Here is a 16,777-nt window from a genome sequence, read left to right as displayed (position 1 = left end):
TCACCTGTCGGTCCCGAGTCCAGAGTTCATCGTCTCGCCACGTCCGGCCCCGCCGTGGCGACTTGGGGCGGCGTTGACCGCGGCCCCGCATTCCTTCGAGTTCTCGTCCTGCGCGCTCTCACCGTGCGCGCTCTCGTCGAGCCTGCCGACGCTCACCGCCGCCTTGCGCAGCACCTTCCCGCTCTGCTCGAACCCGTCGGACTGGACGGCGGTGACGGTGCCGTCCGCCAGCGGGTCGGCGACGGGCGTGACCGCGACCGGGCGGTGCCGGGACGCGTCGTAGGGCGCGCCGGGCTCGACCGTGAAGCGCTCGATGCCGAGCCGCGCCAGCGCGTCGGCGACGTCGTCGGCGAGCGCCGCCAGCAGCAGCGCGGTCTGCCCGGGGTCGGGCGGGTCGCCGAGCCCGGCCGCGCCGAGCCGGCCGGACTCGCGGCGCGCCTGGTCGTGCAGCCGGTACAGCGCGGTGCGGACGGGTTCGAGCATCCCCTGCAGCTCGCCGCGCCGCAGCCGCTGGTTCTCCTCGTGCAGCCGGTCGATGACGGCCTCGCGGTGCGCCGCCCGCTCGTGCTCGCGGTCCAGCCGCGCCGCCAGCCCGGCGAGGGCCTCCCGGACGCCCGCGCGGAACGCCGCGGCGTCCGCCTCGTCCCCGGCGGAGGCCGGCTCCGGCGCTGCTCCGGAGTCCTCGTTGACTGGGGGTTCCCCGTCCCTCGACACGTGCGGTTACCTTAATGCTGGACGGCATGCGGACGACAGGCCCTGCTGATGACCTTGCCTGGACTCTAGTTTGACCCGTACCCGTCATTCCAGCACCGACATGTGCCTCCGATTTCTCGGAACGACACGGAGGGGTAACACCGGGGAAACCGGCGTCGCCGAGGCTGGGGGCCTCGCCCGGACCGTCCGGCGGGAAACTGGAGGTGCCGATGTTGCTGCGGATACGGGTCCGGCTGCCGGACCGCCCCGGGTCGCTCGGGCGGGTGGCCCGCACCCTCGGCGCGGCGGGCGCCGACGTCGTCCAGATGGCGGTGCTGGAGCGCGGCAACGGCCGCGCGCTGGACGACTTCACGGTCGCGTGGCCCGCCGGGGCGGGCATCGGGCGGCTGATGGCGGGCCTCGGATCTGTCCAGGGCGTGGACGTCGTCGGCGTCTGGCCGACCCAGGAGCCGCCGGGGGCCTTCCCGGACGCGGCCGTGATCGGGCAGGTCGGGGCCGTCCCGGAGCGCGGCATGGAGATCCTCGCCGACGCCGTCCCGGCGCTGCTGAGCGCCGACTGGGCGGGCCTGGCCGAACCGGCGGGGGAGAACGCCGCGGTCCTCGTGCACGCCAGCGTCGGCGGCGTGTCGGGCGCGGACCTGCCGGGCCTGGAGCCGCTGCGGCCCCGCGCGTTCACCGCGCCGGACGGCACCCAGTACGCGGTCTGCCCGCTCGCCCTGGGCGCCGTCGCGCTGGTCGCCGCCCGGACGGGCGCGCCGCCGTTCCACCGCACCGAGGTCTTCCGCCTGGAGCAGCTCGCGGGCGCCGCCGACGCCGTGCTGTACGGTGCGCCGGCCGCCCGGACCGGGTTCTGACCTGGTCTTCCCGGCGAACGCGTCCTAGAGTCGCATTCCAGGACTCTGCCGCGTTCCAGGAGGTGGCCGATGGCCGCACTGCTCCGCCCGTACGCCGACGCCAAGCCGGACGAACCCGCCATCACCGACGAACGCGGCAGTACCTCGTGGCGGGACCTGGACGCGCGGACCGGCCGGCTGGCGAACGCGCTGCGCGGGCTGGGCCTCGGCTCCGGCGACGCGATCGCGATCCACTCCGGCAACCGGCGCGAGTACTTCGAGCTGATGTGCGCCGCCGGGCACATCGGGCTCCGCTACGTCATGGTCAACTGGCACTGGACGGCCGACGAGCTGCGCTACGTCCTGACCGACGCGGGCGCGCGGGCCCTGTTCTCCGAGGACGCGTTCGGCGACGTCGCGCGCGAGGCGTCCGAGGGCCTCGACCTGGACGCCCGGGTGGCGTTCGGCGACGCCGTCGAGGGCTTCGCCCCGTACGAGGAGTTCCTCGCGACGGGCGCGGGGGAGGAGATCGCCGACCCGGTGATGGGCTTCCCGATGTTCTACACCTCGGGCACCACCGGCCGGCCGAAGGGCGTCAGCCGCAAGCAGCTGGGCGCGGGCGCGCCGATCGAGACGGCGGGCCTCGTCGGCGACGTGTTCGCCGAGGTGCTCAGGATCCCGGTGGACGGCCGGTCGCTGCTCGTCGGCCCCGTCTACCACTCGGCGCAGTGGCTGTGGTCGCTGGTGTTCCTGCTCCGGGGGCGGTCGGTGGTGATGCGGCGCGACTTCGACCCGGCCGGGACGCTGCGGCTCATCGACGAGCACGCCATCACGAACGTCCACCTCGTCCCGACCCAGTTCGTCCGGCTGCTGCGGCTGGACGAGGCGACGCGCGCCGCGTTCGGAGGCTCCAGCCTCGCGGCCGTGTGGCACGGCGCCGCGCCCTGCCCGCCCGAGGTCAAGCGGCGGATGATCGACTGGTTCGGGCCGGTCGTCCACGAGTACTACGGCTCCACCGAGGCGTCGGTGAACAGCGTCATCACCGCCGAGGAGTGGCTGAAGAAGCCCGGCAGCGTCGGCGTGCCGCTGCCCACCACCGAGGTCCACATCCTGCGCGAGGACGGCGAGCCGGCCGCGCCCGGCGAGCGCGGCCAGATCTTCTTCCGGTACACCAGCGGCGACGACGTCGTCTACTGGGGCGACGAGGAGAAGACCCGCTCGGTGCACCGCGCGGAGGGCCTGTTCACCACCGGCGACGTCGGCCACCTGGACGAGGACGGCTACCTGTTCCTGTCCGACCGCGTCATCGACATGATCATCAGCGGCGGGGTGAACATCTACCCGGCGGAGATCGAGGGCGTGCTGATCACCCATCCGGCCGTCCGGGACGTGGCGGTGTTCGGCGTCCCGGACGAGGAGTTCGGCGAGCAGGTGAAGGCCGCCGTCGAACTCGCCGACGGCGCCGAGCCGTCCGACGCCGTCGCCGGCGAGCTGATCGAGCACGTCCGCGCGTCGCTCGCCGGGTACAAGGCCCCGCGCTCGGTCGACTTCGTCGAGCGGATGCCGCGGACGCCGACCGGCAAGCTCTACAAGCGACTCCTGCGCGACCCCTACTGGGAGGGGCAGAAGCAGAAGATCTGACTCACGCCAGCAGCGCGAGGACGGCGTCCAGGTCGGTCAGGCACGCGTCGGACCCGAGGCCCTGCGCGACGGTCGCCGCCGCCGCGGTGCCCCAGCGCGCCGCCTCCAGGACGTCCCGCCCGTGCACGAGCCCGGTGATGAACCCGGCGCAGTACGCGTCGCCGCAGCCCGTCGTGTCGACGACCTCGACCGGCAGGACGGGCAGCCTGCGCACGTCCCCGGCCGTCGCGACGAGGCTGCCCTCCGCGCCGAGCGTGACGACCACGGTGCGCGGGCCCCGGTCGAGCAGCGCCCGCGCGGCCTTCTCCGGGTCGCTCTCCCCGGTCATCGCCGCGGCCTGCTCCTCGTTCGGCAGGAAGTGGTCGACGTGCGGCAGGAAGGCGGCGGCGCCGGCCAGCAGGTCGGGCAGGTTGGACAGCAGGTCCATCGTGACGACCGTGCCCGTCCGGCGGGCGGCGGCGAGCATCTCGAAGAACGCCGGGTCGTTGAGCCCGAACGTGACGTCGGGCCCGCCGAGGTGGACGACGCCCGCCGCGCTGAGCAGGCCGGGCCCGACCGCGCCCGCGGTGAGGGTCAGGTTGGCGCCCGGGACGTGGAAGCTCGGCCGCCCGCCGTCCGGCCGGATCGGCAGGATCGAGGCGCTCGTCTGGTCGGCGGTCCGGCGGACGAGGCCGGTCGCGTCCACGCCGTTGCGGGTCATGATCGTGACGAGCAGGTCGCCGAGGTCGTCGTCGCCGATCGCGCCGACCGAGATGACGTCGTTGCCGAGCCTGGCGAGCGCCACCGCGGTCCCGGCGGCGGCGCCCGCGGCGGTCACCCGGATCTGCTCCACGACGACGGTGTCCTGCCCGGCGGGGATGCCCTCGACGGGCCGGGCGAGCACGTCCAGGATGTGCGCGCCGAGAGTGACAACGGTCATGACGGGCCCCTTAATGATCGTCAGGGCCGTAGCGTACGCGGTGGAGACGGCGGAACGTGAGAGGTATTCGCATGTTGTTGAAGGATGAACGGCAGGAGCTGTGCGCCATCGGGCGGCGGCTGGCCGGGACCGGTCTCGTGACCGGCGCGTCGGGCAACATCAGCGTCCGGCTGGGCGACCTGGTCGCGGTCACGCCCGGCGGCATGATGCTCGACCGGATGGAGCCCGCCGACTGCCCGGTCGTGAACCTCTCCGCGCGGCTCGTCGAGGGCGAGCGGGCGCCGTCGTCGGAGACGCCCATGCACCTGGCGCTCTACGACGCGACCCCGGCCGCGGCGATCGTGCACACGCACTCGACCTACGGCGCCGTCGTGGCCACGACCATGACCGAGCTGCCGCCGATCCACTACAACACCCTGCTCCTCGGCGGCGTGGTGAAGGTCGCCGAGTACGCCACGTACGGGACGCCCGAACTGGCGGAGAACGTCCGGAGGGCGATGGACGGCGGCAAGCGCGCCGCGCTGATGGCCAATCACGGCGGCGTCGCGATCGGGCGCGACCTGGACGAGGCGTTCGAGAACGCGCGCCTGCTCGAATGGCTCTGCGGCGTGTACGTCCGCGCCAGGACGATCGGCGAGCCGCGCGTCCTGACGGACGGCGAACTGGCGGAGGTGGTGGAGCGCGGCCTCACGCCGCCGGAGTTCCCGCGTGTGTAACCTAACGCTTGTTAGGTTGACTCCGGGAGGCCCGCTTTGCCCTTCGTCCTGATCGACAAGCCGCGCCCGCACCTCACCCTCATCACGCTCAACCGGCCCGAGCGCATGAACGCGATGGCCTTCGACGTGATGGTCCCGTTCCGCGAGGCGCTCGAACGGGTGAGCCTCGACAACGACACCCGCGCCGTCGTCATCACCGGCGCCGGGCGCGGCTTCTGCTCCGGCGCGGACCTGGAGAACCCCGGCGACATCCCCGGCATCGACGGGCTGACGCTCCCGACCATCGCGCTGCGCTCGATGGAACTGCTCGACGACGTGATCCGCGCGATGCGCCGCGTCCACCAGCCGGTCATCGCGGCGGTCAACGGCCCGGCGATCGGCGGCGGGCTCTGCCTGTCCCTGGCCGCCGACATCAGGCTCGGCTCCGACACCGCGCTGTTCCGCGCCGCCGGGATCAACAACGGCCTCACCGCGAGCGAGCTCGGCCTCAGCTACCTGCTGCCGCGCGCGATCGGCGCGTCCCGCGCCTTCGAGCTGATGCTGTCCGGCCGGGACGTGGACGCCGCCGAGGCCGAGCGCATCGGCCTGCTCTCCCGGGTCGTCCCCGGCGACAAGCTCCTCGACTCCTGCTACGACCTCGCCGAGCGGATCGCCGGTTTCAGCCGCCCAGGCGTCGAGCTGACGAAGCGGATGCTGTGGTCCAGCCTGGACGCCGCGAGCCTCGACGCGCACATGGGCCAGGAGGGCCTCGCCCAGCTCTACGTCCGCCTCACCACCCAGAACTTCGAAGAGGCGATCAGGGCGCGCAAGCAGCACCGCCCGCCGGACTTCCAGGACTGAACCGTGGCAGGCTGAGGGCGTGCCGAAGCTCTCACCGGACGACGCGCGCCGCCTCCTGGCGGCCGTCCCGGTCGTGCGCCTGGCGACCGTGGGGGAGGACGGGCGGCCGCACCTCGTGCCCGTGACGTTCGCCGTCCACCGGGGCAGCGTCTACACGGCCGTCGACCACAAGCCGAAGAGCACCCGTGACCTGCGGCGGCTGGCGAACGTCCGCGCCAACCCCCGCGTCGCCCTCCTGGCCGACCACTACGAGGACGACTGGACCCGCCTGTGGTGGGTCCGCGTGGACGGCCGCGCCCAGGTCGTCGAGGAGGCCGCGCGGATGGCCGGGCCCGTCCGCCTGCTCGCGGACCGGTACGCCCAGTACCGCGACCGTCCGCCCGAAGGGCCGGTCATCGCGATCACCATCGACACCTGGACGGGCTGGTCGGCGTCCTAGCGGCATCAGTCCCAGGCTGCGCCCAGCTTCGCCAGGTCATCGGCGTACTCGATGCGGGCGGACCACTCGTCCGGCCAGGCGTCCATGCCGAGGTGCGCGCCCGCGAACGCGCCGGCCAGGCAGGCGATCGAGTCGGAGTCGCCGGAGCTGGCGGCGCCGCGCCGGATCGCCTCGACCGGCTCGCCGGGGAACAGCAGGAAGCACAGCAGGCCCGTGGCGAGGGCCTCCTCGGCGATCCACCCCGCGCCGGTGATCTCGCAGGGGTCGGACGAGCGGTCGGTGCGCGCGAGGGCCTCGTCCAAGCGGTCGAGGACGGCCAGGCACTCGTCCCAGCCGCGCGCGATGAACGTCTCCGGTGCGTCCATGCCGGGCTGCTGCCACAGGTCGCCGAGCCAGCGCCCGTGGTAGGCGGTGCGCTGGTCGTGGCAGCGGGCGCGGAGCGCCCCGGGCAGGTCGGACGGGTCCATGCCGTCGGCCAGCCACCGGACGGCGAACGCGGTCAGCTCACTGGCGGCGAGCCCGGTCGGATGCCCGTGGGTGAGGGCCGCCTGGAGCTGGGACGCGCCGGCGCGCGTCTCGTCCGTCAGGCCGGGGGCGAGGCCGACCGGCGCGACGCGCATGTTGGCGCCGCAGCCCTTGGACCCCGCCACGGTCGCCTCCACCCAGGGCCGCCCCGCCTCCAGGTTCCGGCACGCGCGCAGGCACGTGTTGCCGGGCGCCCGGTTGTTGTCGGGGCTGTTGAGCCAGTCGATGAAGCGCCGCCGCCACATCGGCGTGACCAGCTCGGGGGTGAATGGCGGGTTCGCGAGCGCGTCCAGGAGGGCGAGGCCGACCGCGATCGCCATCTGCGTGTCGTCGGTGACCAGCGCCGGGTCGCCGTCGAGCCGCGCGGGCCCGTGGTCGCCGAACCGCTTGCGGATCTGCTTCATCGTGAGGAACTCGGTCGGCGCCCCCAGGGAGTCGCCGTACGCCAGCCCGAACATCGCCCCGCTCGCCCGTTTCATACCGGGCATTCTCCCTCAACCGGCGCGCTGGAAGCGGCCGGGCGTCATGCCGTAGCAGCGGACGAACCAGCGCGTCAGATGGCTCTGGTCGGCGAATCCGGTGCGGGCCGCGACGTCCCCGATCGCGCCGCCCCCGGCGAGCAGGCGCCGGGCGGCGCGGAGCCGGAGCTGGCGCTGGTAGTCGCTCGGCCCCATCCCGTAGGCCCGGCGGAAGCCCCGGTAGAGCGCGAACCGGCTGCATCCGGCCGCTCGGGCCAGTTCGTCGGCGCCGATGTCGTCCAGGTACGCCTCCTCCAGGCGCCGCCTGGCCCGCTCGACGAAGCCGCCGGCGGGGCTGGTGCCGAGGCGCCGCGTGGCCGCCCGGTCGACCATCGCCCCGACCGTCGCGGTCAGCAGCTCGTCCCGCCGCAGGGCCGGCGCGCCGCCGAGCAGTGCCGCGTGCAGCCCGCGCAGGTTCCGCGCGAGGACGGGATCGCCCACGACGGGGGAGGTGAACAGCGGCAGCCCGGCCGTCCGGCCCGCCATGTCGGCCAGCACGCCCGACACCAGTCCCGGGCCGATGTGCACCATGCGGTAGGTGAAGCCCAGCTCGTCGGCGGCGTGGCCGTCGTGCGGATCGTCGGGATTGAAGGCGATGACCATCCCGGCCGCGCTGGTGTGGGCGCCGCCCCGGCAGCGGAACGCCTGGTAGCCGTCCTCGGTCACGCCGAACGAGTACGTCTCGTGGCTGTGCCGGTGGTACACGTGCCGCTCGAAGTGGGCGTGCATCGCCTCCAGGGGGCGGTCGGACGACCGCCAGTACCGGCTCCAGTCCACGCGTCCGATTCTGGCGCACGAGCGTTCAAGACGAACCGCCGTCCGGTGCGGAACCCTGTGTCGCATGCGCTTCGACACCAAGATCGGGATCGTGGTCCGCGACGATCTGGCCGCCTGGCAGCGGCTCAACGTCACCGCGTTCCTGGCGAGCGCCGTCGCCGCCGGTGTGCCCGGCGTCATCGGCGAGCCCTACGAGGACGCGTCGGGGAACCGGTACCTGGCGATGTTCCGGCAGCCGGTGCTGGTCTACGAGGCCGGCGCGGCGGCGGTCCTGACGGCGCACGGCCGCGCCCTCGCCCGCGGCATGGACGTCGCCGTCTACATCGAGGACATGTTCAAGACCGGCCACGACGAGGCCAACCGCGAGACGGTCCGCGCGGTCACGGCCGAGGAGATGCCCCTGGTCGGGTTCGCCGTCCACGGCCCGAAGAACGGCGTGGACAAGGTCCTCAAGGGGTTGCGGCTGCACCCGTGAGGCCGGCGAGCGCGGCCAGCCGCTCCCGGTGCCGGTCGGGCGCGCCGAACAGCTGCCGGGAGCCCTGCGCGCGCTTGAAGTACAGGTGCGCGTCGTGCTCCCAGGTGAACCCGATGCCGCCGTGCAGCTGGATGGCCTCGCCCGCCGTGTGGAAGTAGGCGTCCGAGCAGTACGCCTTCGCCAGCGCGGCGGCGGCCGGCAGCTCCGCCGGGCTCTCGTCCGCCGCGGCGGCGGCGTTCAGCACGGCCGACCGGGCCGACTCCACCAGCACGAACATGTCCGCGCACCGGTGCTTGATCGCCTGGAACGACCCGATCGGGCGGCCGAACTGGTACCGCACCTTCGCGTACTCGACGGTCATGTCCAGGGTCTTCTGCGCGCCGCCGAGCTGCTCGGCGGCCAGCGCCACGGCCGCGACGTCGAGCGCCCGCCTGAGCGCGTCCTCGCCGCCGACCCTGCGCGCGGGGACGCCGTCGAACTCGATCCGCGCCAGCTTCCGCGTCTGGTCGAGCGTCACCGCGGGGGTCCGGACGAGCCGCGACACGTCCTCGACCGCGTAGAGGCCGACGCCGTCCTCGCCCCGGGCCGCGACGAGGACCAGGCCGGCGATGTGCCCGTCCAGGACGAAGTTCTTGCTCCCCCGCAGCAGGCCGTCCTCGAACCGGGCCGCCACGTCGGCGAGGTCCCAGGACCCGCCGTCCTCGGCCACGGCCAGCGTCGCGATCACCGACCCGTCGGCGATGCCGGGCAGCAGGTCGTGCCCGCCCTCGCCGGCCTCCAGCGCCGCCGCTGCGGTGATCGTCGCGAGGAAGGGGGCGCACACGACCGCCCGGCCCATCTCCTCGAACACGACCGCGAGCTCCCGCACCCCGAACCCGGCGCCGCCGTGCTCCTCGGCGATCGCGAGGCCCTGCAGGCCGAGCTGGTCGGCCATCTGCGCCCACACCTTCGGGTCGTGGCCCTCGGCCGTCTCCATCAGCCGCCGCACCTCCGCGGCGGGGGACCGGTCGGCGAAGAAGCGCCGCAGCGCGTCCCGCAGCTCCCGCTGTTCCTCGGTGACGACGAGCTTCATCCCTGCGGCCTCCCGCGCACGACCCGACGCTTGCACGCCCATCCTGCCGCGCGCGCCCGCCGCGCGGCCCTCCGCCGTCCCGGCCAGCGGGACGGTCAGGGCGCCCAGTCGTGCGGCCCGAGCACGTACCCCCGCGTGGTCGAGTGCAGGTGGTTGATCAGCACCAGGTGCCCGAGCGCCGCCCACACCTCCTCCTCGGGACCGCCGACGAGCCGCCCGATCGTCTCGAAGTCCGCGGCCCCGCCGTCCTTGTCGATCTCCGCGACGGTCTCGTACACGGCCAGCTCGAAGTCCGACAGCTCCTGGACGTCGCCACGCCCGACATTCCACTCATCCATAGACAAACCGTGCCCACTCGCACCCGTTCTATCTGCCCGTCGGGGGAGGGGCGCCGTAGGGTGAGCATGTACGGCTTCGTTGCTACGATCTGTATCCGAAAGGTGGCGCTCTGCTCATATACTCGCTTGCGAGGAAAGGAGCAGAGCATGACTGCGATGGTTCATGAGCCTCTCTCGTATGGAGACGACGATGGTCTCCTCGAAGGTTTCCTCGCCCTCGACACCCCGGAGGGCTTCCGAGCCGAACTGATCGACGGAGAAATCGTCGTGACACCACCCCCCCCTGGGCGACCACGAGGACTGGATCGCTGAAGTCTCCCTGCAGATCGTCCGGGAGTCGCCTCAGCGGTTCCACTGGGCCGGTCGGAAGGGCCTGATCATCCCTGGCGATGACGACGGCCGGGCGATGCGCGTGCTCCCGGACATGGTCATAGCACCTGCGGAGCTACGGCTCTTCCGAGGGGCTCGCGAGTGGATGGAGGTCGAGCCCGAAGGGATCTCCATGGTCGTCGAGGTCACCTCCTCCAGGCCGGAACATGACCGAAGCGGCAAGCGAACCGGGTACGCGCGCGCGGGCATTCCGTTCTATCTGCTGGTGGACCGGGACGAGCGAACGGTGACGCTGTTCAGCGGCACGGACGGCACGGACTACCGGCATACGGACCAGGTGCCCTTCGGCAAGCCGCTTCCGCTGCCGGAGCCGTTCGAGATCGAACTGGACACCTCGGGCTTCGCCTGAGCCTGGTCGGCGGCCGCCTGTGTCGGCGGTGGCGAGGGGGATCATGAGAGCTGTGCGCGTCCATGAGCGCGGCGGTAGTGAGGGTCTGGTCCTGGAGGACGCGCCGGAACCGCGTCCGGCCACCGGGGACGTGGTCGTGCGGATGCACGCGGCGGGGTTCGTCCCCGATGAACTCGACTGGCCCGGCACCTGGGTCGACCGGGCCGGGCGCGACCGGACACCGTCGATCCCCGCCCACGACGTCGCCGGCGTGGTCGCCGAGGTCGCCTACGGCACCGCCGGGTTCGCGGTGGGCGACCGCGTGTTCGGCCTGACCGACTGGCACCGCGACGGCGCGGCGGCCGAGTACGTCGCGGTGGAGGCCCGCAACCTCGCCCATCTGCCCGGCTCGGTGGGGTTCACCGAAGCGGCCGCGCTGCCGCTCGCCGGCCTGACATGCTGGCAGGGCCTGTTCGTGCACGGCGGGCTGGAGCCCGGCCGGACGGTCGTCGTCCACGGCGGGGGAGGCGGCGTCGGCAGCCTCGCCGTCCGGCTGGCCCGCGACGCCGGCGCGCACGTCATCGCCACCGGCCGGGCCCGCGCGGCGGACGCGCCGGGGACGGCCGGCTCCGCGCCCATATCGGCGCCGTGTACCCGCTGGCCGAGACGCGCGCGGCGTTCGAGGCCAAGCACACGGGCGTCCCCGGCAAGGTCGTCATCGAGGTCTGATGCTCAGCCGGCCTCGGCCAGGCCGCGGAAGAAGTCCCGGACGTCCCCGGCGAGCAGGTCCGGCACCTCCATCGCGGCGAAGTGGCCGCCCCGGTCGAACTCCGACCAGTGCCTGATGTCGAACCGGCGCTCGGCCAGCGGACGCACCGACTGGGTGATGTCGCGGGGGAACACCGCCACGCCGACCGGCGCCCGGCACTGCGCGATCTGCCCACGCGGCGCGTCGTGGTGCAGCCGCGCCGAGGAGGCGGCGGTGGCGGTCAGCCAGTAGAGCGAGATGTCGGTCAGCATCCGGTCGTCGTCGACCGGCGTGCCCGGGTCGGTCCACTGCGCGAAGCGCTCGGCGATCCAGACCAGCTGGCCGACCGGCGAGTCGGTCAGCGCGTAGCCGATGGTCTGCGGGGTGAGGGCCTGCAGGGCCTGGTAGGGCGGACGGTTCGCCATGAGCTTCCTGATCTTGCCCAGCCGGGCCTCGTCCGCCTCCGACACCTCGACCTCGGGGTCCGGCGGGGTCGGCAGGTAGTTGATGTGCACCCCGACGACCTGCTCAGGTGCCGCCGCGCCGAGCGCCAGCGAGATGCCCGAGCCGAAGTCGCCGCCCTGCGCGCCGTAGCGCTCGTACCCGAGCCGGCGCATGAGCTCGGCCCAGGCCCGCGCGATCCGGGGGGTGCCCCAGCCGCGCTCGCGGGTCGGCCCGGAGAACCCGTAGCCCGGAATCGACGGGATCACCAGGTGGAAGTCGCGCGACAGCGGCTCGATCACGTCGAGGAACTCCAGGAACGACCCGGGCCACCCGTGCGTGAGGATCAGCGCGAGCGCGTCCGGCTTCGCCGACCGGACGTGCACGAAGTGGATGTTCTGGCCGTCGATCTCGGTGGTGAAGTGCGGCAGCTCGTTGAGCTCGGCCTCGTGCTTCCGCCAGTCGTACCCGGTGCGCCAGTACTCGGCCAGCTCCCGGGCCCGGGCGAGCGGAAACCCGTAGTCCCAGCCGGCGCCGTCGACCTCGTTGGGCCACCGGGTGCGGGCGAGCCGGTCGGCCAGGTCGTCGAGGTCGGCCTGCGGGACGTCGATGCGGAACGGCTTGATCATCGTCTCAACTCCAGCGGAATCACGCGCCCCGTGATCGTGGGGGCGCCCAACATTGGCATCGCCAACGATAACACACTCGTTGGCCATGCCAACGATTGACGAGACGCATGGACCTTCCAGAGGGAGCGGCGCTCCGGCCCGCGAGCGTCGTGGACTCGCCCTCGTCCGGTGCGAAGGCGTTCGTGTAGACGCGCCTTGACGTTCGCGAGTCCCGTGGCGGCGTTGCTGGCCACGCTGCCGCTTGTAGGAGTGGCCGACGAGAACGAGTCGACTTCACCGCGTCCGTGGCGGAGGCGATGCGCAGGTTCGGCGCCACGCGGGACATCGCCGCCGTCGTCTCAGACCTCCGCCAGTGGGGCGAGGACGTCCTCAGGGCCGCGGTGTGGGGTGGGTAGGGGCGGGCGGTCAGCCGTAGCGCTTCAGTTCGTGGAAGAAGTCGGGGACGGTGTGCAGGGTGCCCGCGGCGGAGACCTGGTCGTAGACGTACTTGGCCACGGCCAGGTCCAGGACGCCCAGGCCGAAGGGGGAGAAGACCACCGGCTTGCCGGCGGGCGGTGCCGTCTTCCCCGTCAGGACGTCGTAGAGGGTGCCGGCCACGAAGTCGCGGTCGCCGACCTTCTGCTCGGCCAGGTGCGGGGACGTGTTGGCCTTCATGCAGTGCTCGACGTCGTCCACCACGTTGTAGGACGCGAGGATGATCTCGGGGGAGAGGTCCCGCAGGGATACGTGCAGCACGAGGGGGTTGTGCTCGAACCAGGCCGGGTCGTGCACGTGCGGCTCGCCGGCGACGGTCGCGAAGACGATCAGGTCGGACGAGCGGATCAGCGACTCCGCCGAGTCGTGGATCGTGATGTCGCCCTTCTCCGAGCGCGCCAGGTACTCGGTGAACCCCTCGGCGTGCTCGCGGGAGAGGTCGTGGACGCCCAGCTCGTCGAACGTGAAGCCGTTGCCCGCCAGGTAGGTGTGGATGTAGCGGGCGATGAGGCCGACCCCGACGAAGCCGACCCGGCGGGGGCGGGAGCCGCGGGCGTCGGCGAGGACGGCGGCGGCCAGCGCGGCGGACGCGGCGGTGCGCGCGGCGGAGATGATCGAGCTCTCCAGGCACGCGAACGGGTAGCCGGTCTCCGCGTCGTTCAGGATCAGCACCGCCGACGCGCGCGGGACGCCGCGTGCGACGTTGCCGGGGAAGCTGGAGATCCACTTGATGCCGTGCACCCCGACGTCGCCCTTGACCGAGGCCGGGAGGGCGATGATCCGGTCGGACGGGCGGTCCGGGAACCGCAGGAAGTAGGAGTCCGGGTTGACCGTCCGGCCCTCGCCGTGCAGCCGGTAGGCCGCCTCGACCATCCGGGTGACCTGCTCCTCGTGCCCGGAGACCGCCTCGTGGACCTGGGCGCCGGAGATCACGGCGAATGCTGGGACCTGCGTCATGGGGGGAAACTCCGTCTTTTGTCGATGATCAGTCGCCGAGGATACCGGCCGGGTCGCAGAGCACGTCGCCGAAGTGCTCGCGCACCCAGCCCTCCTCGTAGATCGAGTCGAGGTAGCGCTCGCCGAGGTCGGGGGCGATGGCGACCGCGACCGGGTCCTCGCCGGGGTACTTCTCGTCCAGCCAGCGGGACGCGCCGGACACGACGGTGCCGGTGGATCCGCCGAACAGGAACCCGCGGGACGCGAGCGCGTGGACGGTCCGGATCGTGTCGGGCTCGGGGACGTGCACCACGTCGTCGATGAACGACTCGTCCACCAGCGCGGGCCGGCTGCTCGTGCCGAGGCCCGGCACCATCCGCCGCTCCGGGATGCCGCCGAACGTGACCGACCCGACCGCGTCGATCGCCACGATCGTGACGGGCCGCCGGTGCTCGCGGAAGTAGCGGGCGCAGCCCATCAGCGTCCCGGTCGTCCCGGCGCCGACGAAGAGAACCTCCAGGTCGGGGAACTCGCGGTCGATCGCCGGCGCGGTCCCGCGGTAGTGCGCCAGCCAGTTGTTGCGGTTGGCGTACTGGTTCAGCCAGACGTACCGCCGGTCCGACTCGCACAGGCCCCGGACGAACGCGATCCGCCCCCCGAGGTAGCCGCCGTTGGCGTCCTTGTCGGACACGACCCTGACCTCGGCGCCGAGCGCCCGCATGACCCGCATCGACGCGGGGTTGCAGCGCGGGTCGGTGATGCACACGAACTTCAGGCCGCGGCTCGCGGCGATCAGGCTGAGCGCGATCCCGAGGTTGCCCGACGAGGACTCGACGATGATCGAATCGGCGGTGAGCACGCCCTCGCGCTCGGCCGCCTCCACCATCGCCGCGGCCGCCTTCAGCTTGACCGACCCGGCGAAATTGAAGCCCTCGCATTTGAGGTAGAGCGGCCTGTCTATGACATGCCGCAGATCGACGTAAAGGTCGTCGACATTGAAATCCTGCGGCGAGGTGATTATCGGCACGCGTCCACCCTCAAATGAAGAAACAATTCCCTCATCTTCCCCCGAGTTCGCCGCCGGGCCTCACGCCAGAGCCATGCGGAGCATCACCGTACCTTCGTGCATCTTCCCGTCGCAACCCTCTGCTTACCGGTCGGTAGGGTGCAATGCGAGGTGCTTCTGCTGAACGCCGGACATAAGCTATGGCCCCGGCGCGTATTGCTGTTACAGCGGAGTGGTTCTACAACACGGAGAGTAATGATGAGTGCTCGTGGACCCGCCGTGGACCGGCTGCTCCCGGCGGCCGGCCTGCCCGCCCTGGACGTGCCGGCGGCGCAGGCGGACCGGGCCCGGGAGCTGGCCGTCCGGCACGGCATGCTCCGCGAGCGCGGCGTCGACCTCGCCGACCCCGTCATCACCCGGGTCGAGCGGTTCGCCGCCGAGCGCGACCGCCCGGCGGTCGCCGACCGGCACCGCACGCTGTCCTACGCCGGGCTGGCCGCCGAGGCCCGCCGCATCGCCGCGCTGCTGGAGGCGGAGGGCGTCGAGCCCGGCACGGTCGTCGGCGTCGGCGGCGAGCGCTCCGCGACCGTCATCGCCGCCTTCCTCGCGATCGAGCTGGTCGGCGCGCTGTACGTCCCGGCCGACGACACCTGGCCCGCCGGGCGCGTCCGCGACGTCCTCGACCAGGCGGGCGCGTCCGTGCTGGTCGCCGCGGACGCCGCCGGGACCGCCCCCGCCCTGCTGGAGGGCGCCGCGGCGGCCGGCTGCCGGGTCGTCCGCGCGGCCGCCGCCGGCGGGCTCGCGCCGTGGGCCGGGCAGCCCCGCCTGGACGCCCTCGACCGGCCCCGGTACGTCCTGTTCACCTCGGGTTCGACGGGCCGCCCCAAGGGCGCGGTGGTCGAGCACCAGGGCATGCTCAACCACCTCTGGGCGAAGATCATCGACCTGGAGCTGACCGGCGCCGACGTGGTCGCGTTCACCGCGCCGCTCGGCTTCGACATCTCGATCTGGCAGATGCTGTGCCCGCTGCTGCTCGGCGGCCGCATCGACGTCATCGGCGACGACGTCGCGCACGACCCGGAGGCGTTCGCCCGCGCGGTGGACGACCGCGGCATCACGATCGTGGAACTCGTCCCCACCATGGTCAGGCACCTGCTGGACGACCTGGCCCCCGGATCGCCTCAGTCCGGGGGGACGACCCCCCAGGCCCCCCGGAAAGGCTCGTTGGCCACCCTGCGCTGGATGATCGCCACCGGCGAGGAGCTGCCCGCCGAGCTGTCCCGCCGCTGGCTGGAGGCGATGCCGCACGCCCGGCTGCTCAACGCCTACGGCCCGACCGAGTGCTCCGACGACGTCACCCACCACACCGTGACCGCCGGCGACCTGGACCTGCTCCGCCTCCCCATCGGCACCCCGATCGTCAACACGCGCCTGTACGTGCTGCGCGAGGAGGACGACGGCACCTGGGGGGCCTGCGACATCGGCGAGACGGGCGAGCTGTTCGTCGGCGGCGTCGTCGTCGGCCGCGGCTACCTCGGCAACGACGAGCGCACCCGCGAGGCGTTCTACCGCGACCCCTTCGACGCCGCGTCGCCCACCGGCCGCCTCTACCGGACGGGCGACGCGGTGAAGCTGCTGCCCGCGGGCGCGGGCGGCGAGGACCGGCCCACCCTGCAGTACCTGGGCCGCGTCGACCGGCAGGTGAAGATCGCCGGGGTGCGGATGGAGCTGGGCGAGATCGAGGCCGTCCTGCAGCGGCACCCGGCGGTGGGCGCCGCGGTGGTGGTCGTGCACGAGTACCCGGCCCGCTGATCATCACGCTGAGTGACCCGACCAGGTCGATCCGGTTGTCAACCTTTGTCATCCGATGAGCGTCCCCGGCCTCTCGGCGCGGGGCGCGGCCCGGCCGTTTTGTCACTCCTGTTAGCAACGGGACCGGCCAAGTTCTACTTTTGAGGGGATTGCGAGGCATGTGACAGGCTGGTTGACTGTGACTCCGCTACTCCTGAGTAGAACGT

17 protein-coding genes and 1 pseudogene are annotated in these 16,777 nt (G+C 72.7%); 9 read left to right on the top strand and 9 right to left on the bottom strand.

The window, feature by feature from the left end:
- A complete protein-coding gene (gene grpE / locus ABZ806_RS01830) occupies positions 1-714 on the bottom strand; it encodes a nucleotide exchange factor GrpE (RefSeq protein ID WP_500214680.1) in 714 nt (237 codons plus the stop codon).
- A 209-nt stretch (positions 715-923) separates the two neighbouring features.
- Between grpE and ABZ806_RS01825 the strand changes: the two genes are divergently transcribed.
- Positions 924-1,568 carry an ACT domain-containing protein gene (locus ABZ806_RS01825; RefSeq protein WP_500214679.1) on the top strand — a complete coding sequence of 215 codons (645 nt, stop codon included), beginning with the start codon at positions 924-926 and terminating at the stop codon, positions 1,566-1,568.
- A gap of 69 nt (positions 1,569-1,637) precedes the next feature.
- Positions 1,638-3,188: an AMP-binding protein gene (locus ABZ806_RS01820; RefSeq protein WP_500214677.1), complete on the top strand. Its 1,551-nt coding sequence runs from the start codon at positions 1,638-1,640 to the stop codon at positions 3,186-3,188.
- A gap of 1 nt (position 3,189) precedes the next feature.
- Here the strand turns inward: ABZ806_RS01820 and ABZ806_RS01815 are convergent, their stop codons facing one another.
- Complete coding sequence (locus ABZ806_RS01815) at positions 3,190-4,107, bottom strand: carbohydrate kinase family protein (RefSeq protein ID WP_500214675.1); 918 nt, start codon at positions 4,105-4,107, stop codon at positions 3,190-3,192.
- Between the two features lie 71 nt (positions 4,108-4,178).
- On the opposite strand from ABZ806_RS01815, the gene ABZ806_RS01810 reads away from it, so the two are divergent.
- The 3 genes from ABZ806_RS01810 to ABZ806_RS01800 are packed head-to-tail and all read left to right on the top strand — an operon-like array spanning position 4,179 to position 6,102.
- The gene (locus ABZ806_RS01810) at positions 4,179-4,823 is read left to right on the top strand and encodes a class II aldolase/adducin family protein (protein WP_500214673.1); all 645 of its coding nucleotides are present in this window, start codon (positions 4,179-4,181) and stop codon (positions 4,821-4,823) included.
- Positions 4,824-4,859: 36 nt separating this feature from the next.
- On the top strand, positions 4,860-5,663 hold the full coding sequence (locus ABZ806_RS01805; RefSeq protein WP_500214671.1) for an enoyl-CoA hydratase: 804 nt from the start codon (positions 4,860-4,862) through the stop codon (positions 5,661-5,663).
- A 19-nt stretch (positions 5,664-5,682) separates the two neighbouring features.
- Positions 5,683-6,102, top strand: a complete 420-nt coding sequence (locus tag ABZ806_RS01800; RefSeq protein WP_500214670.1) for a TIGR03668 family PPOX class F420-dependent oxidoreductase — start codon at positions 5,683-5,685, stop codon at positions 6,100-6,102.
- Between the two features lie 5 nt (positions 6,103-6,107).
- Here the strand turns inward: ABZ806_RS01800 and ABZ806_RS01795 are convergent, their stop codons facing one another.
- Entirely contained in the window at positions 6,108-7,106 is a 999-nt protein-coding gene (locus ABZ806_RS01795) for an ADP-ribosylglycohydrolase family protein (protein ID WP_500214668.1), read from the bottom strand.
- A 15-nt stretch (positions 7,107-7,121) separates the two neighbouring features.
- On the bottom strand, positions 7,122-7,922 hold the full coding sequence (locus tag ABZ806_RS01790) for an AraC family transcriptional regulator (protein WP_500214666.1): 801 nt from the start codon (positions 7,920-7,922) through the stop codon (positions 7,122-7,124).
- Between the two features lie 64 nt (positions 7,923-7,986).
- Here ABZ806_RS01790 and ABZ806_RS01785 point away from each other — a divergent pair, with 64 nt between their 5' ends.
- A complete protein-coding gene (locus ABZ806_RS01785; protein WP_500214664.1) occupies positions 7,987-8,397 on the top strand; it encodes a DUF2000 family protein in 411 nt (136 codons plus the stop codon).
- Here the strand turns inward: ABZ806_RS01785 and ABZ806_RS01780 are convergent.
- Both ABZ806_RS01780 and ABZ806_RS01775 read right to left on the bottom strand, forming a co-directional pair.
- A complete protein-coding gene (locus tag ABZ806_RS01780) occupies positions 8,372-9,469 on the bottom strand; it encodes an acyl-CoA dehydrogenase family protein (protein WP_500214662.1) in 1,098 nt (365 codons plus the stop codon). The two genes, ABZ806_RS01785 and ABZ806_RS01780, sit on opposite strands and share 26 nt — an antisense overlap.
- A 95-nt stretch (positions 9,470-9,564) precedes the next feature.
- Complete coding sequence (locus tag ABZ806_RS01775) at positions 9,565-9,807, bottom strand: hypothetical protein (RefSeq protein WP_500214660.1); 243 nt, start codon at positions 9,805-9,807, stop codon at positions 9,565-9,567.
- A 283-nt stretch (positions 9,808-10,090) separates the two neighbouring features.
- Between ABZ806_RS01775 and ABZ806_RS01770 the strand changes: the two genes are divergently transcribed.
- Both ABZ806_RS01770 and ABZ806_RS01765 read left to right on the top strand, forming a co-directional pair.
- Complete coding sequence (locus ABZ806_RS01770) at positions 10,091-10,546, top strand: Uma2 family endonuclease (RefSeq protein ID WP_500214778.1); 456 nt, start codon at positions 10,091-10,093, stop codon at positions 10,544-10,546.
- A gap of 43 nt (positions 10,547-10,589) precedes the next feature.
- Positions 10,590-10,919: pseudogene (locus ABZ806_RS01765) on the top strand (alcohol dehydrogenase catalytic domain-containing protein); the annotation flags it as partial.
- A gap of 338 nt (positions 10,920-11,257) precedes the next feature.
- Here ABZ806_RS01765 and ABZ806_RS01760 read toward each other — a convergent pair.
- The 3 genes from ABZ806_RS01760 to sbnA all read right to left on the bottom strand — a co-directional run bounded on the left by ABZ806_RS01760 (position 11,258) and on the right by sbnA (position 14,780).
- Positions 11,258-12,343: an epoxide hydrolase family protein gene (locus tag ABZ806_RS01760; protein ID WP_500214659.1), complete on the bottom strand. Its 1,086-nt coding sequence runs from the start codon at positions 12,341-12,343 to the stop codon at positions 11,258-11,260.
- A 405-nt stretch (positions 12,344-12,748) separates the two neighbouring features.
- Positions 12,749-13,774, bottom strand: a complete 1,026-nt coding sequence (gene sbnB / locus ABZ806_RS01755) for a 2,3-diaminopropionate biosynthesis protein SbnB (RefSeq protein WP_500214658.1) — start codon at positions 13,772-13,774, stop codon at positions 12,749-12,751.
- Positions 13,775-13,802: 28 nt separating this feature from the next.
- Positions 13,803-14,780 (bottom strand): 2,3-diaminopropionate biosynthesis protein SbnA, encoded by a 978-nt coding sequence (gene sbnA, locus ABZ806_RS01750; protein ID WP_500214657.1) that lies wholly within the window; start codon positions 14,778-14,780, stop codon positions 13,803-13,805.
- 237 nt (positions 14,781-15,017) lie between these two features.
- On the opposite strand from sbnA, the gene ABZ806_RS01745 reads away from it, so the two are divergent.
- Positions 15,018-16,571 carry an amino acid adenylation domain-containing protein gene (locus ABZ806_RS01745; protein WP_500214655.1) on the top strand — a complete coding sequence of 518 codons (1,554 nt, stop codon included), beginning with the start codon at positions 15,018-15,020 and terminating at the stop codon, positions 16,569-16,571.
- Positions 16,572-16,777: the final 206 nt, after the last annotated feature.

Origin of the sequence: Spirillospora sp. NPDC047418 (genome assembly GCF_040643275.1) — a bacterium.
Lineage (GTDB): Bacteria > Actinomycetota > Actinomycetes > Streptosporangiales > Streptosporangiaceae > Spirillospora.
Note: the sequence above shows the minus strand (reverse complement) of the source record. Positions and strands in the feature narration are given on the sequence as shown.